Genomic DNA, 14,587 nt, shown 5'->3' with positions numbered 1-14,587 from the left:
CCCGCTGCCGCCGAAGCTACTTTGCACTTCCTGACTGCTTCAGGATTCCGGGCTCTCCCGTGGGTTCATCGCGACTGAAGCGATTTCAACGGGAACCCACGGCTTTTCGGCGCTCGCAGATCTGGAATGCGGTGGGTTCGTGGCCGGATTCTAGCCGTTCCGGACTGTTCTATCGGCCAGGTGGCTGTTCGATTTCGTCGCTGAGTAGGTGCTCGGCGACGGTCGAGTAGCGCAGGGCGGTCTCGTGGTGGATGTTGAAGACAAGGGACAGGTGCAGTGGGTCCGGTCCGGCGGTGAGGGCTTCGTGCAGGATGCGGTCGGCGCGGATTCGGTCGATGCTGAATCCGTTGTGCCCCAGGGAGAAACGCGCGAATTCGTGGCTGACCGGTCCTGTGCCGTGGACGGTGCGGGGGCTGACGAGCAGGTGTGAGTTGGGGCTGTGCGGCCAGGTGGTGCGGCGGTGGTTGAGCCAAGCTCGCATCGCCCGGTAGGTGAGGTCGCCGACCCTCTGGTTGTGGCCGGCCAGAGTGATGCGGCGGTTGGGCAGATCAACGTCGTCGAGCATCAGGTTTCTGATCGTGTTCGTCCGGGCCGCGTGTTCGGCGGCCAAGGCAAGGGCGAGACGGTCGGATGGCCGGACGGCCAACTGCTCGATGATGCGGATCTCGTCGTCGGTCATCGGCACCATCGCGGGGTCGATGTGTGGTGCTTTGACGCCGATGGTCGGGTTGTCGAAGGTGAGGCCACGTTTCTTGGTGGTTCGGAACAACGAGCGCAGCGCCTGAACTGCGTTGTTGCGCTGGTAGCCGTGCAGCGGCTCGAGGGCGGCGTAGATGTCGGATTTGGTGACTTCCCGCAGGTGACCGTAGTGGGTCGCCCATTGGCGCAGGATCGGCCGAACGTCGCCGAAATAGGCATATAAGGTGGCGGGCGAGCGGGGTCTGGCGCGGGCGTCGCCGTCGAGCAGAACCAGCAGCCAGGATCGGACCGGACTGGCGAATCCGGGCGCGAGATCGCTTGTCGCGCGGTCGATCCAGGAACGAACCGGCGGTGTCGAATCGTCGTGAAGGAGATCCAGATCGGCAAGCACCTCGATCAGCCGTGTCCTGGACACGTGGCGGTGAGGTCGCTGACGGATCTCGCTCACCGGCACCTTGTCACCGGCGGTCCGCCCGTCGAGCACGGTGACCAACCCATCGAGCACGCAGTGCAAGGTCGACGGGCTCCAGCCCCTCGTCGCGGCGAGCTGCTGCGCGTGCTGCGCCGCCGCCCGCAGGGCGGGATCGCTGACGGTCAGCGCTTGGTGCTGCCAGCGTGACGGGAGCGGCTCACCGTTTCTTCGCCGGTAGTAGGAGGCAAGTGCCGAACAGGTTCGGCTGCAATAGATTTTGTCTCGCCGCCGTTTCTCCGGCAGCGGAGTGCCGCAGTGCAGGCAGTTCATCGAGGCGGCAGCGACCTCCCGGTCCGGGCGCGTGGGACGACCGGCCGAACCTCGCCGACCGCCGCAGGCGTGTCCTCGGCCGCCGGAACCGGTGCGGTGACGGTCTCGGGTTCGGGGATGAGCAGTTCCTCGACGCCGCAGCCGAGGACAGCGCAGATGACGTCCAGGTCGCGGAGTTTGACGACATTCGGGTTGCCCGACCACAGCCCGGACATCTTCCCGGCGCTGATAACCAGCTCGCGGTCGGCGAGCATGCGTTGCAGTTCGCTGGCCTTCCAGATGCCGCGGTTGGCCGCGGCCAGGCGCAGGTTCCATTTCATCGGGTGAGTCCTTTCCATCGGTCGGCGACCCGGCGCTGCCCGGTCACCCACGCGTCTTCGACATGGGTGGCGTGGACGTGGATATACCGGGCAGTTGTGGCCGTCCAGGAGTGACCACATAATTCCTGGATCGCGAACAGGTTCATCCCAGCGAGATAAAGCTGGGAAGCGCAAAAATGGCGCAGGACATGCGGTGTCAGTTTCCCGGACCAGGTCAGCAGATGCCGGTCGGCGGCATCGGCGAGGGCACGGCGGAACACGTCGGCGGTCGCGCGCATGGCGGTGCCGTCGGTGTTCTTACGCTCGGACGGAAACAGCGGCGTCCCGTGGCGCGAGGGGTCGATGTCGAACAGACCGAGGACGTCCTCGATGAACCAGCGCAGACTCCGGTCGGCGCCGTTGATCAGCGGCACCAGTCGAGGTTTCGGGCCCTTGCGGCGAGATCCCTTGCCATGGCGGACATTCAGCTTTCCGAACCGGCCCAGCTCCCACCGCACGTCGTCGAGATCGAGCATGCGGGCCTCGTTGATCCGCAAGCCGACATCGGCGGCCAGGCGGGCGACGGCGTAGTTGCGGGCGATCGGGGCGAACTTGCGGCAGGTCGCCAGCTCTGCGCGCCACCCGGCGAACAACTGCTCGATCTCCTCGGCCGTCGGCGGGATGCGTAGCTGCGGATCCACCGACGCCCGCGGCCGGTTGATCTCGTCGAGTGGGCATTCCACGACCCGGCCGGTGAGATTGTGCAGCTCGACCTTGTGTCGCAGCTCCAGGAAGTGGAAGAACACCGTCAGCGCGGCCGCGCGGCCGGTCCGCGTGGATGGCTTCGCCTCCCGCAGCACCTTCCCAAAATAGGTGTCGGCGTCGGAAGGCTCCATCTCCCACAATGGCCGACCGAACCAATCCCGAACCAGCTCAAGGTGATTGACGTCGTTACGGATCGTGGAGTCCACCAGCCCCGCGGAGGCCCGCGCCAGAACAAACCCAGATAGCACGTCGGTCTCGAACGCGGCGAGTTCGTCCTCGGTCGCCGGAGCCCGCAGCTCCCGCAGATCCCGCACCGCCGCGAGCGCCAACCCACGCCTCCTTGATTTCACTCCCAGTGAAGAACTATCGCTACAGCCGTGATCTGATCGGCCGCAGCGAGGCTACTTCAGTCGAGTGATATGGCGCAGGGGAACGAGGAAACCGCCAGGCCCAGGCACGAAACGGCAGGGGGGAGAAGACAGGACGGCTCAGGAACTCGTCGACTGTTGGTTAGCCTTCTTGCGTCGCGACCATCCCTCATTTTCGTTGACGAAAAACCGGCCGTTTCTGACCTCCGATAAGTGAATGAACTCGGGCGTCAGGGCCGGGCCCCCGCCGCCGCGCGGGAGACAAGCGGAGGAACTGCTTGCACAATCGAGCAATGTTCGGGTGGGTGAGCGCCGTTGGCGCACAAGCACGTCCAGTCGTGAGGATGGTGCGCAGGCAACTGGCCGAGGACCGTCGGGCCGCGCTCGGGCGCCGCGCCGGTCGGGTCCGGCTGTTCCCCGCGATCGCTCTGGCTCTCGCGGCCGGGTTGATCGTGGCCTTCGTCGCGTATGCGGTGTTGCGGTGGATCACTCCGACCAGCGATGCCAAGGCCGCGCCGATCGATCTCACGAAGGTCGCGCTGACCGTTGTCGCCGGCGTCGGCGGTGTAGTCGCGCTGGTGATCGCCTACCGCCGCCAACGCGACCTCGAGCAGAGCCGGTTCGTCGAACGGTTCAGCGCTGCGGCCGCCCAACTCGGCGCCACCGATGTCGCAGTCCGCATCGCCGGGGCCTACGCGATGGCCGGTGTGGCAGACGAATCTGACGGGCTACGCCGCCAGCAGTGCATCGACGTTCTTTGCGGTTACCTTCGGCTGCCCTACACCCCGGAACTGGGAGCCAACCACCAGAGCAAACGCGTTCGAAAACGACGTGGAAGCGACGACTCGGACGAGAATGAAGATCACTTCGAGTACCGCCAAAACGACCGTGAAGTCCGTAACACCATCTTGCGCGTCGTCGCCGACCACTTGCGTCCCCGCGCCGAATACAGTTGGTCCGCATGTAATTTCGACTTCCGTGCCGCCTACCTCGAAAAAGTGAACTTCAACGGCGCGAGGTTCTCCGGCGCCGCCCTGTTCGAGGGCGCGACGTTTTCCGGCCCCGCCCGGTTCGACGACGCGACGTTCTCCGACAACGCCCGGTTCGAGGCCGTCGCCGGTCTGCTGTCCCACCAGCAGACCGCGGACCTGGCCTCAGCACGGCAGATGTGAACACGGAGCCACGCCGAAGCCTTCGATGCCTCACCGCCAACCGTGCACGAGCTCGTTAGCGGCGCCCCTTTCCGGAACGCCGCCGCCCCCTGACCCGGGCGGCTTTTTTTGTGGGTGCATTCCCGTCGTTGTAGCTCAGTCGGTCAGAGCGCGGAGCTGATAACTCCGAGGCCGGTGGTTCAAGTCCACCCGACGACACGCGCAGGGTAGAGGAGTTCGGTCGTCCTCACCGGTCTCATAAGCCGGAGATCGCGGGTTCGAATCCCGCCCCTGCTCCCATCCGATGTCGCCCAATTGGCAGGGCAGACGGCTGTTAACCGTCCAGGTCCCGGTTCGAGTCCGGGCATCGGAGCTCCGCCGGTCGTCCCGAGCGGCCTGGTCGTATGCCCGAGTGGTCAGGGAACCGCCTGCAAAGCGGTGCACACCAGTTCGAATCCGGTTGCGGCCTCAAGGAGTCCATCCGCTGTGGAGTCGTCCCGCCCGGACGCGGGTCACCGTACGGCCCGGCTGGGGGGGAACGTCACGCCGGTGAGCTCCTCGGAGACGGTCCACAGGCGCTGCTGGGCCGCTTGGTCGTGGGAGTCGGGGCTGGAGGTGACCAGCTTCGGATATCCCCGAATCTCCCCGCGGTTGCCGGGGCCGTAGTACTGCCCGCCGACGACGGCCGGGTCGGTGGCGGCGCGCAGGGTGGGCAAGGCGCCCATGTCGGCCTTCTGGGTGAGCAGTGGCGCGAGCCAGGTGACGGGCAGGCGGAGCGCGGTGGGCGTGTTGCGGACGAGTTCGGTGTTGGACACGCCGGGGTGGGCGGCGACCGCGACGGTGGTGCCGTGCGGTGCGAGCCGGCGCTGCAGTTCGTACGTGAACATCAGGTTGGCGAGTTTGGACTGGCCGTAGGCGGCCATGCGGCTGTACGAGCGCTCCCACTGCAGGTCGTCGAAGTGGATGGCGGCCCGGATGCGGTGGCCGGTGCTGCTGACCGTCACGACGCGGGAGCCGGGGACGGGCAGGAGCCGGTCCAGCAGCAGGCCGGTCAGGGCGAAGTGGCCGAGGTGGTTGGTGCCGAACTGCAGCTCGAAGCCGTCGGCGGTGGTCTGCCGCGGGGTGTACATCACGCCCGCGTTATTAATGAGGAGGTCGATGCGCGGGTGGGCGACGCGCAGGTCGGCCGCTGCGGACCGGATCGAGTCCAGGGAGGTCAGGTCGAGGGCCTGGACGGTGACGTCGCCGGTGATGCGGGCGGCTGCCTGCCTGCCCTTCTCGATGTTGCGGACGGCCAGGACCACCGCCGCCCCGCGTGCGGCGAGCATCCGGGCGGTCTCGAAACCCAGCCCGGTGTTGGCGCCGGTCACGATCGCCACCCGGCCGTGCTGGTCGGGGATGTGTTGCTCGGTCCAGTTGCCGCTCATGACGTACTCCTCATTAAGAACCATCGGTCTTTTATGAAGAAGCGTAAAAGACCGCCGGTCTTCTGTCAAGGGACCGGTGGTCTTTAAGCTAGGGTGAGGGTGTGACCTTTCAGCGGGCGCGAAGCGAGGAGCAGCGGAAGATCCGCCGCCGGGCGATCCTGGACACGGCGGCGGCGATGCTCGACGAGATGCCCATGGCCGAGGTGAGGCTCAACGAGCTCAGTCGGCGGGTGGGCCTGGCCAAGTCGAACGTCCTGCGATATTTCGAGTCGCGCGAGGCGGTGCTGCTCGAACTGCTGGACGACTTCCTGGGAAGCTGGCTCGCCGAGCTGGCGGACGAACTGGCCGCAGGCGTCGAGGCGCAGGCGGCACCGGAAGTGCGGGCGGGTCAGCTGGCCGAGATCCTCAGCCGGTCGCTGGCGGAGCGGGTGGTGCTCTGCGACCTCTTGGGCGGGCAGGGTGGCGTCCTGGAGCACAACGTCTCGGTCGAGGTGGTCAAGCGGCACAAGCGGTCCTCCCTCACCAGGCTCGCGGCCATGTCCGAGCTCGTGCGCCGCCATGTGCCCGAGCTCGGCGACGGCGCGCAACTGTTCTGCCTGATGAGCCTGGTCTCGGCGGGCGCCCTGTCGTCCTACGTCCCGCCACCGCCCAGCCTCCTCGCCGCCTATGCGGACGAGCCCGCCCTCGGCGTGTTCCACATGGAGCTGCGCGACGCCCTGCGGTACTCCTTCACCTCGGCGCTCATGGGTGTGCTGCCGCGCGCTTGAACCTTTCCGTTTGCTGTGAGGGGAAACGGCCCTGCGTATGAAGCAGCTGGTATGACGGGCCTGATCGCGCGGTCACCTACGCTGATTGTCATCTATATAGCCTGGTGGGTCGGAGGGTCCATGTTGGGTCCGAGGACGTATCGCCGTGCGGCCGGGATCGGTGTCCCCGCCGTGCTGGGGTTGTTCGCGCTCATGGTGACGCTCTTCCAGGTGCCCGCGAGCGCGGCTGACACGCTCACCGTGGCGCAGGCGATCAGCAGTCAGACCGGGAGCAGCGCGACGGTCAAGGGCTACATCGTCGGGGAGCCGACCGCGACCGACACCGACGACATGCTGTACGTGCAGATCACCAGCTCGTACCGGTCGGCGTGGGGGCTGCAGACCAACCCGGACCTCATCGGGGACGTGCTCGTGGTGACGGGGACGCTCACGGCGTACTTCGCGCATGCGGGGTTGAAGTCGCCCTCGGCCATGACCGCGGGGACGTCCACGACACCGACCGCGACGGCCCTGCACTCGGGTAGCTACGGCAAAGGGACAAGTAGCTCAGAGTGACCGGGCTTGGTGGTCAGCTGGTCGTGCTCGCGCAGCATTCGCATGACGGTGGCGGGTGAGGGGTGTTGTCCCTTCTTCGCGCCGGTGGTGATGACGAGGCGCTTGGCGATGTCGCGCAGGCTCATCTCCTGGTCGCGCAGGTGGAGGGCCATGGAGAGCATGGAGTCGTCGGTGACGCCGGCGCCGCCGATGGTCTTGCCGCGCTTGCGGGCGGACTCGTGTCCTTCGAGAGTGCGGTCGCGGATGTACTCGCGCTCCATGCCGGACATAGCGGCCAGCACGGTGAACACGATGCCGGAGGGATCGTGGGAGCCCTGCAGCTCTCCGGCGAGGAACTCCAGGCCGACGTCGCTCGCCTTCAGCTCCTCGGCGAGCACGGCCAGTTCGATGCCGCGGCCGAGCCGCTTGTGCTCGTGGACAACGAGGGTGACGGCGACGCCGGTGGAGCGGATCTCCCCGGCGAGCTTCACCACGGCCTCCAGCTCGGGCCGCCGGGTGGCGCGGGTGGAGATCTTCTCGGAGAAGACCCGGGTCACCCCGGCCTCGGCGAGGGAGTCGAGCTGGGCGTCGAGGGACTGCCGGGCGGTCGAGGCTCGGGCGTACCCGAGACGGACGTGCCCGCCCGGCGCGGCGCCGGCGCTCGCAGGCCGGGGCAGCTCGGTCCACAGCGAGCCGGGCTTGCGCACCGCCGGGGTCGGCACGCTCAAGACCTTGGCGAGCTGGGGCACGAGGCGGAAGCAGGCGGTGTGGTACTGGATGGCCACCTTGCCCTTGGCGGTCCGGCACGGGGAGCCCGCCGGTGCGGCGCAAGTGGACATCGGGCAGTCGTGCGATTCCACGCGCTTGAAGTCGTCGCTCACGGCCCCGACTGTTTCATGAGGGTGTTTCCGGAGTCCAGTCGTTTGCAACGACTCATGAAACATGGTCGCCGCAGGTGGGGCGCCGGTCGGGCGGGTGTTTCATGAGCGACCACCTATGAAACAACCTCAGTGTCCGCGTTGTCGTCTCTTCGAGTCGGCGGACGTCCTCGCCGCCGCCTACGACACCGGTTCGTGCCTGTGACGTACTGGCCGCTGGCGTGTGGCACATTTCGCTCGTATTCCGGTCCCACCCCTTCTTGGCCGATCCGTTGGATGCTCCAGCGGAGCTGGTCGTTTATGCGGATCGCTCGCCAGGTTCGCCGAACAGAGTCTGCCTCCGGCGTCGGGCTTCGGTGTCCGTGCTCACCAGCTTCCTGCGATCTGCTTGGTGGTCACCAGGATGCGGTTGAAGAAGTTCGTGGTGGCGATGTTCACCACCAAGGCGGCGAGTGCCTTTTCGTCGTAGTGGTGGGCGGCCTCCTGCCAGACGGCGTCGGGAACGGGGTCCGGGCGGTCGGACAGACGGGTCGCATGCTCGGCTAGGTCAAGGGCGGCTCGTTCGGCGTCGGTGAAGTACGGGGTCTCGCGCCACACGGCGACCGCAGCGAGCCGTTCGTCCGACTCTCCGTTCTCGCGTGCCGATCGTGCGCCGTTGTCGACGCAGAATCCGCACCCGTTGATCTGGCTGGCCCGCAGGTGGACCAGCTCCAAGGTGGGCTCCGGGATGCCGCCGCTGCGGGTGGCCACAGTCAGCGACGCAATGGCTTTCTGGACGTCGGGCAGGATCCGTGCGGGGTTCTTCATGCGGGCCATGAGAAGACTCCTTCATTCGTTGGGGCCGTGACGAGTCGTGGTGGTCACTACCGGAGAGGGGCGCGGCCCTGTCCAGGGGGGCTGGGGGTGGACAACGTGGCGGGGCCGGGTGCAGGCGGTGGACTGAGGAGCGTTCAGGGCCGTCGGGCCACCCAGACGGTTCGTGTCGTGCGCACGGTGAGATCGGCGCGGTGCAGCAGGCTGTGGGGTCCGTCGTCGGCGATGAGAGTGTCGAGTGCGGCCAGGTCCTCGGCGTCGATGTGACCGTCGATGTGGTCGCGCAGCCGGCTCAGGGACGCCTGCGCGTAGCGGCCGGTTGCTGGCGGGAGCGGTGGTTGCAGCTCGATGCGGAAAAGCCTCTCGGCCTCCGGTGTGAGGCCGGCCTCGAGGAGCCGGGGCGGGAGGGGGGCGGGCTGTTCACCGCCGAAAGTGGTGTGGATGCGCGCTTCGAGGCCGGGGCGGCCCAGGCCGATCTCGTCGGGCAGGAACCGCGGGTAGAAGTCCATCTCGGTGACGACCAGAAGTCCGGCGGGACGCAGTACGTCGAACGCCTGGGTCAGGATGTGCCCGGGGTCGGTCGTGTGGTGCAGGGCGGAGGCCATCCACACCAGGTCGACGGTGCCGAGATCCGGCCATGCGCCGTTCAGATCCGCCCGAATGGTCTCCACTCTGTCCTGCATGCCGCGGGCGTGGGCCTTGTTCTTCAGGTGGTGCAGCATCTGTGGTGAGACGTCCAAGGCGGTCGCACGCGCCTGCTCCAAGCGCTCCAGCAGTGCGAAGGTGCCCGTTCCGGTCCCGCTGCCGAGGTCAAGGATCCGGCGCACAGGCCGGTTACCCGCAAAATCGGCGAGCCAGGCAGTCACATCGGCGAGGTAGGTGTGCAGGATCTCCGCGTCGAGGTCCAACAGCTCAGCCATAGCGATGTCGCCGGAGCCAGCCCTCGCGTGCTGATGCTGTGTGGTCATGACTCGACCGTAATGCTGCTTTGCATCAATCGCATAGGATCTTGCATATGATGCAAGACAGTGTGGTGGACAACATCGTCCGTATGCGTATCCGGGGGCTGCGCCGTTCCCGGGGCTGGTCGCTGGATGACCTGGCGGGACGCTGCTTCCTGAGCCCCTCCACTCTCAGCCGCATCGAGACCGGCCATCAGCGCATCAGCCTCGACCAGCTGACGACGATCGCCCGCGTACTGGGGACAACGCTCGACCAGCTGGTGGAATCCGCCGACGACAACGACGTGGTGATCAGGCCGCACCAGGACAAGGCGCGCGGGATGGCCGTGTGGCTGCTCAGCCGCGAGGGCGGGCCCTCGGGGCGGACCGTGGCCAAGATGCGCATCACCCAGCAGGCGCACCCGCAGGGCGAGGACGAGCTGGGAGTGCACCCCGGCACGGACTGGCTCACCGTCCTGTCCGGCACCGTCATGCTGCTGCTAGGAGAGCGACGCATCCTTGTCGAGACCGGCCAGGCGGCGGAATTTTCCACCATGACCCCCCACGCCATCCGCTCCCATCACGGACCGGCTGAAGTCCTCGTCATCCTCGACCACGACGGGCAACGCTCGCACCTGCACCCCTCGCCATGAGTGTCCGCCCGCCAGCTCGACCAGGGCGCGCGGGTTATCCCCGCCACACCACGAACACCGCCGCCTTGGACTTCCGGCTGACCTGCGCCCGCAAAGGTGGTCGGACGGTCCGAGCGAGCGCGATGTTCGGACATACCTTGCGCATTCGATGGCGCGCTGCGAATGCCAGCGGTGGCCAAACGGCACCCCATCCAGCGTGCGGCTGGCGTCAGATCCGCGGCCACCTCGACCAACCGCGCGTTAGGCCTGCGTTAGGCCGCCCACTCCACACCCATCGGCCTGACGATAATGATTAGAACTGTTGTGTCTCAGCGGATGCCGACACGCCGCTCACCTTCAGCCGGCGAAACAGGCGCCCCGGGTACTGGCAGGCCGACGTCGTCGGCCAGCAGGCTCTGCACCACCGCTGCCCCGGCGAGCGAGCCTGCGGCCACCGCGGCGGCTACCTGCGGCATCTGGGCGCTCACGTCGCCGGCCGCGAACACCCCGGGCGCGGTGGTGCGGCACAGTGGATCGACGCTCAGCGCATCGACCGCGACGGGTCCCGCAGGTGCGGCCGTCGCCCCCAGCCGCTCGGCCAGCCGCGACCGTCGATGCAGTGTCGTCGCGACGAGCATTCCCCCGCGCGCCATGCGCTTCCCGTCGGCGAACACGACCGACGTCAGTTCGCCGTCAACGCTGACGAGCTCGGCCACCGGTCGCTCGTCGACCGACACCCCAGCGGCGGTCAGCCGGGCGCGGCCATCGGCCTCAAGGTCCGCCGGACCGTCGGTGAGCAGGACGACGTCATCGGTCCAGCCGCGCAACAACAGGGCCCCATGCACGCCGCGTTCGCTGCGTGCCAGAACTGCCAACGGCCGATCCCGCATCTCCCAGCCGTGACAGAACGGGCAATGGAACACCGAACCACCCAACAATCCGGCAAGACCGGGCAGCGCCGGCAACCGGTACTCCATCCCCGTCGCCAGCAGCACCCGCCGGGTCCGCTCGCGAGTGCCGTCGCCGCACTCCAAGGTGAACGTGTCACCGTCACGGCCGCCGTCGATCACCTCACCGCGGCGCACCTGCACCGTCGGATACACCGAAAGCTCCTGCCGTCCAGCCGCATACAGCTCCGCCGGTGGCCTGCCATCATGACCGAGCAGGCCGCCGATGCCATGGGCCGCCAGATTGCTCTGCTCGCCCGCGTCCACCACTAGCGTCCGCCGCCGGGCCCGGCCCAGCACCAGGGCAGCGCTCAATCCGGCGGCACCGCCGCCCACCACGATGCAATCCCATACTGTCTCCATGACCCGAGCTTTGCGGTCGTGCGGCGATCCTGCCAAGCTGACTTGCCATTCTGGCAAAGACCGACGACGATTCGGTCGACCTCCGGGTTCGCCTGGTGATGGTGGGGTGCAGCACGTCGTGGAGCTGGCGCTCGCGGGCGGCCCAGGCGACATCCAGGGCCATCCCGGCTCGTTCGTGCGCGGCGATGAGCAGGGCATGGGCCTGGTGGCTGAGCTTGGCCAGTTCGTAGTGTTCATCGCGGTTGGTGATGTCTCGCAGGTCCGCGTCGAGCGCCTCGACACGCTCGCGCAGCGGATCGAGCTCGGAAGTTCGAGGCTTGGCGTCGAGGCGCTTGAGTTCGGTGATCGTGTCGTTGAATTCCTCATGCAGGCTTGGCATTTGCGTGTTCCCCTTCGGCGGCAGGGCCTGATCGGCTCAGGGTACGACCGGGATCTGTCGGTGGCCACGGGCACAATCAGGGGAAAGCCGAAGGGGGCGAGTGACTGTGGTGCGCGATGACACCTCCGACGACGGTGATGTGGATCCGTACGCGAAGTACCTGTGGCCGCAGCCGCCGCATCCGATTCTGCGGAAGTTGAGTCCCCGCCGCATCCGACAGCGGTGGCAGACTCGCCGCGCGGTCCGTTTCGAGCACTACGGGCCGTCGATTACCGAGGGCCGGGCCACGGACATGCGCTCGATCACGTTCTGGCACCGAGATCAGCAGGGTTGGCCGATCGGGAAGGTCCGCTATCTGATCTGCCACGAGTGCCGCCGCGGCTTCATCGGCAACATCGACGTGCAGAAGAACCTGTGGGGCGATGGCATCGCCACCCGCGCGCTGGCCCACATCCGCGAGCAGGTACCCGGCTACACCTGGCGGACCAGCGCGCACTACCTCGGCGCGAAATCCTTCTGGCTGCTGGTCGCCGAGCGCACCGGCGAGGACTACGTCGACACAGACCGCACATGCACCCACATGGATCCGTTCTGGACCGGAGGGGCGACCTGGGCCGCGACCGCGCCCGTTAGCGACGAATCCGCAGGTGAACTCCGACATCGTGTGACGAGACCTACCGACACCGAGTGACGAATCCGCAGGTCAGCCACTGACCAGCCAGGCAGGCTGATCACGCGACTCGATGCACGCGCGCGGTGCGCCGGACCGAAAGGTTTACTCGCCTTTGTGGTTTCCTCTCGGGGCCTCGGGTAGAGCACTCGCCTTGTAAGCGAAAGGTCGTCAGTTCACCGGAGTGCACCATCGGGACTACGGATCAAGATCGCAGTCCGCCCTCGAGCTGTTCGAGTCGGCGCTGACCGCCGAGAACCGACCCGAAGTGAATGTTATCGACGGCCAGAGGCCCCGCCCGCGCTCTCGCCTTTACCCTTGCCTTTGCCTTTGCCTTTGCCTTTACCCTTGCCTTTGCCTTTGCCTTTGCCTTTGCCTTTGCCTTTGCCTCCACCCTTGCCCTCGTTCCCGGCACCGCCCGCGCTGCCGCCATCGTCGGAACTCCGCGGCGCAGAGGGCCCGAAGACCTGCACGGGTTCGACAGCACCGGCCTGATTCCCGAAGTCGGTGCCCGTGCCCGTGGCACTACTTCCGGGGGTCGGCTCCCCCGCCTGCCCTTCTCCCGGTCCCGGGTCCAGCGCCTGGGCGGTGGCGACGCCTGCGGACAGGAAGACCGACAGGATGCCGACCGCGGCGGCGGTCGCGATTTTGTGAGTCAACGTGTAGCCCCTTCTCGTGCCGGACGTGGTACGTGTGTGATCAACCGATCCAGCCTAAAAGCGGGCAGGGGCCTCGTTCCTGACCCTCAGTCCTGCGGCGATTCCCGAACCCGGCGGTCAGATCCCACTAGTCGGTGGATCCGACGGCGGAGAAAGACTCGCCGATTTCGATTGCTCGCACTGGGATCACGCGAGACTGTCCTGTGTATGCCCTGCCATAGGTTTGTGCAGTCACTACCCATTCAGCAGTCACGGCCGCCGCCGGATCGTGGTCCAGAAGAACCAAGACGAGGTCGTGCTCGCCGCTCCACTCCGGATTCGAGCTACCTTCGGGGTGCGGCCGCAGGTGCTCAAGATCGATGGTGATCTCGACTGCATCGGGGAGGTTTTTCCACTTGACCGGATAGCTGGGGCGGAGGGGGTCAGGATTCCGGAGGTCACCGAACGGATCCTTCGGGCCCGGGTAGAGCGGCGGGAACAGTTCATGGAACTCGAACTGTCCCGGATCTTTCCACTTCAAGCCACGTACACCACCGATTGTGATGACGATACGGACGTCATTGAGGAACACCTCGCCGGTGTTGTGAACTCTGAACTCCAGCCCTGGCCAAGCGGTCGCGGCGAGGTGGTCCTCGTGCTTCTCCCAGTCGTTTCGAACCTTGGTGGTCCAGCGTTCGATCCGGGCTTCAATCTGCTCCGCTGTCGGCGGTGGGGGCAGGCCTAGGGCGGCGGCATAGGCCGGCTGAGGCTTGGCTGCCTGCTGAATGTGGCCGTTGCGGGCTTCGGTGGCTTCGTGCTGGATGTACCACTCCCGCAATTCGTCGCCGCGTACGAAATAGCCCGCTTCGCCGACGATTTCAAGATCGATGGAGATCGGGATCGGACTGGGCTCGATATCCAGGAACTGCTTACGGACCTGGGCCATCCCGGGGAAGTCGAGGATCGCGCTGACCCGCTCGAGGTGATACAACTCGATCTCCACGGATCCGCCCAGCTCTTGCAGTTCCTTCCGCTCTGCTAGTCGGAACTCCTGGTTTGTGACGAATGCGAACCCGTGGGGGTCATGCTTGATCGCACCCTTGAGGTCGCCCGCGAACTTATTTTTGATCTCTGCAAAGCTGTCCTGGCCACGAGGGAAGTACACCCCGAAAACCCACGGCTGACCGTTCCTGGTGCACATACCGTCACGCCCGCCGTCTTTACCTCCAAGCGGGTGCGATGGATCAATGTCTTCAAATCCCTCGTGATGAAGGACCTGAGCGGCCAAGCGCTCCGACGGAGTTTGCCCGGAGGTCCACTCCCGCAGTCGATGCCACGTCTCATCGAACCTTGTCATGCTGTTGTTGTACTCGCTCTCCACGACATCACGGCCCGGCACCGGCACCGATTCGCAGCTTGATGCAGCAAGGCAGAAACCCTGTTGGAAATCGATCGGTTGTTGAACACCGGCCCGGTCGGAACGAATTGTCAATGTTCGAACTCCTCTGCACTGTTGTCCTGGGGTTCGGTTCTGTTTGCAGTGGACTTCGGACATCGGCGTGTCGCGAACTCGT

The 14,587-nt window shown here is 66.5% G+C and carries 16 protein-coding genes and 4 tRNA genes; 10 read left to right on the top strand and 10 right to left on the bottom strand.

The genetic code is table 11. The features are described from left to right. Positions 1-169: 169 nt before the first annotated feature. From ACV7NQ_RS18620 to ACV7NQ_RS18610, 3 genes are read right to left on the bottom strand one after another with little or no spacing between them, the layout of a single operon-like run. Positions 170-1,441: an integrase gene (locus ACV7NQ_RS18620; protein ID WP_463357731.1), complete on the bottom strand. Its 1,272-nt coding sequence runs from the start codon at positions 1,439-1,441 to the stop codon at positions 170-172. Beyond that, positions 1,438-1,761: a helix-turn-helix domain-containing protein gene (locus tag ACV7NQ_RS18615; protein ID WP_463357732.1), complete on the bottom strand. Its 324-nt coding sequence runs from the start codon at positions 1,759-1,761 to the stop codon at positions 1,438-1,440. Before ACV7NQ_RS18615 ends, ACV7NQ_RS18620 begins: the two co-directional genes overlap by 4 nt. Then, entirely contained in the window at positions 1,758-2,834 is a 1,077-nt protein-coding gene (locus tag ACV7NQ_RS18610; protein ID WP_463357733.1) for a tyrosine-type recombinase/integrase, read from the bottom strand. Before ACV7NQ_RS18610 ends, ACV7NQ_RS18615 begins: the two co-directional genes overlap by 4 nt. A gap of 383 nt (positions 2,835-3,217) precedes the next feature. Between ACV7NQ_RS18610 and ACV7NQ_RS18605 the strand changes: the two genes are divergently transcribed. From ACV7NQ_RS18605 to ACV7NQ_RS18585, 5 genes are all read left to right on the top strand, one after another. Next, on the top strand, positions 3,218-4,045 hold the full coding sequence (locus ACV7NQ_RS18605; protein WP_463365726.1) for a pentapeptide repeat-containing protein: 828 nt from the start codon (positions 3,218-3,220) through the stop codon (positions 4,043-4,045). Between the two features lie 124 nt (positions 4,046-4,169). Further along, a tRNA-Ile gene (locus tag ACV7NQ_RS18600) sits at positions 4,170-4,243 on the top strand. A 2-nt stretch (positions 4,244-4,245) separates the two neighbouring features. Next, positions 4,246-4,324, top strand: a tRNA-Met gene (locus tag ACV7NQ_RS18595). Then, positions 4,325-4,397 (top strand) — tRNA-Asn (locus ACV7NQ_RS18590). A 25-nt stretch (positions 4,398-4,422) separates the two neighbouring features. Further along, positions 4,423-4,493, top strand: a tRNA-Cys gene (locus ACV7NQ_RS18585). Positions 4,494-4,536: 43 nt separating this feature from the next. Here the strand turns inward: ACV7NQ_RS18585 and ACV7NQ_RS18580 are convergent. Beyond that, a complete protein-coding gene (locus ACV7NQ_RS18580) occupies positions 4,537-5,451 on the bottom strand; it encodes an SDR family NAD(P)-dependent oxidoreductase (protein ID WP_463360827.1) in 915 nt (304 codons plus the stop codon). 101 nt (positions 5,452-5,552) lie between these two features. Between ACV7NQ_RS18580 and ACV7NQ_RS18575 the strand changes: the two genes are divergently transcribed. Then, complete coding sequence (locus ACV7NQ_RS18575; RefSeq protein WP_463360826.1) at positions 5,553-6,218, top strand: TetR family transcriptional regulator; 666 nt, start codon at positions 5,553-5,555, stop codon at positions 6,216-6,218. Positions 6,219-6,269: 51 nt separating this feature from the next. After that, positions 6,270-6,773 (top strand): DUF6359 domain-containing protein, encoded by a 504-nt coding sequence (locus ACV7NQ_RS18570; RefSeq protein WP_463360825.1) that lies wholly within the window; start codon positions 6,270-6,272, stop codon positions 6,771-6,773. Here ACV7NQ_RS18570 and ACV7NQ_RS18565 read toward each other — a convergent pair. The 3 genes from ACV7NQ_RS18565 to ACV7NQ_RS18555 form a co-directional block, all read right to left on the bottom strand. After that, positions 6,743-7,633, bottom strand: a complete 891-nt coding sequence (locus ACV7NQ_RS18565; protein WP_463360824.1) for a recombinase family protein — start codon at positions 7,631-7,633, stop codon at positions 6,743-6,745. The genes ACV7NQ_RS18570 and ACV7NQ_RS18565 overlap by 31 nt on opposite strands. A 363-nt stretch (positions 7,634-7,996) precedes the next feature. Continuing rightward, the gene (locus tag ACV7NQ_RS18560; RefSeq protein ID WP_463365725.1) at positions 7,997-8,437 is read right to left on the bottom strand and encodes a carboxymuconolactone decarboxylase family protein; all 441 of its coding nucleotides are present in this window, start codon (positions 8,435-8,437) and stop codon (positions 7,997-7,999) included. 143 nt (positions 8,438-8,580) lie between these two features. Next, positions 8,581-9,411 carry a class I SAM-dependent methyltransferase gene (locus ACV7NQ_RS18555; RefSeq protein ID WP_463360823.1) on the bottom strand — a complete coding sequence of 277 codons (831 nt, stop codon included), beginning with the start codon at positions 9,409-9,411 and terminating at the stop codon, positions 8,581-8,583. Positions 9,412-9,458: 47 nt separating this feature from the next. Between ACV7NQ_RS18555 and ACV7NQ_RS18550 the strand changes: the two genes are divergently transcribed. After that, positions 9,459-10,037 carry a helix-turn-helix domain-containing protein gene (locus tag ACV7NQ_RS18550; protein WP_463360822.1) on the top strand — a complete coding sequence of 193 codons (579 nt, stop codon included), beginning with the start codon at positions 9,459-9,461 and terminating at the stop codon, positions 10,035-10,037. Between the two features lie 308 nt (positions 10,038-10,345). Here the strand turns inward: ACV7NQ_RS18550 and ACV7NQ_RS18545 are convergent, their stop codons facing one another. Continuing rightward, positions 10,346-11,326 carry an NAD(P)/FAD-dependent oxidoreductase gene (locus tag ACV7NQ_RS18545; RefSeq protein ID WP_463360821.1) on the bottom strand — a complete coding sequence of 327 codons (981 nt, stop codon included), beginning with the start codon at positions 11,324-11,326 and terminating at the stop codon, positions 10,346-10,348. 106 nt (positions 11,327-11,432) lie between these two features. On the opposite strand from ACV7NQ_RS18545, the gene ACV7NQ_RS18540 reads away from it, so the two are divergent. Continuing rightward, a complete protein-coding gene (locus ACV7NQ_RS18540; protein WP_463360820.1) occupies positions 11,433-11,825 on the top strand; it encodes a hypothetical protein in 393 nt (130 codons plus the stop codon). Beyond that, positions 11,806-12,396 (top strand): hypothetical protein, encoded by a 591-nt coding sequence (locus ACV7NQ_RS18535; protein WP_463360819.1) that lies wholly within the window; start codon positions 11,806-11,808, stop codon positions 12,394-12,396. Before ACV7NQ_RS18540 ends, ACV7NQ_RS18535 begins: the two co-directional genes overlap by 20 nt. Positions 12,397-12,650: 254 nt before the next feature. Here ACV7NQ_RS18535 and ACV7NQ_RS18530 read toward each other — a convergent pair whose 3' ends face one another. Together ACV7NQ_RS18530 and ACV7NQ_RS18525 are read right to left on the bottom strand one after the other, a co-directional pair. Further along, positions 12,651-13,034 carry a hypothetical protein gene (locus ACV7NQ_RS18530; protein WP_463360818.1) on the bottom strand — a complete coding sequence of 128 codons (384 nt, stop codon included), beginning with the start codon at positions 13,032-13,034 and terminating at the stop codon, positions 12,651-12,653. A 127-nt stretch (positions 13,035-13,161) separates the two neighbouring features. Further along, positions 13,162-14,505 (bottom strand): hypothetical protein, encoded by a 1,344-nt coding sequence (locus ACV7NQ_RS18525; RefSeq protein WP_463360817.1) that lies wholly within the window; start codon positions 14,503-14,505, stop codon positions 13,162-13,164. Positions 14,506-14,587: the final 82 nt, after the last annotated feature.

The sequence above is a fragment of the Nocardia sp. Tas62D01 genome (genome assembly GCF_055232035.1).
The sequence above is the reverse complement of the archived record's forward strand: the minus strand, read 5'-3'. Positions and strand labels throughout refer to the sequence as shown.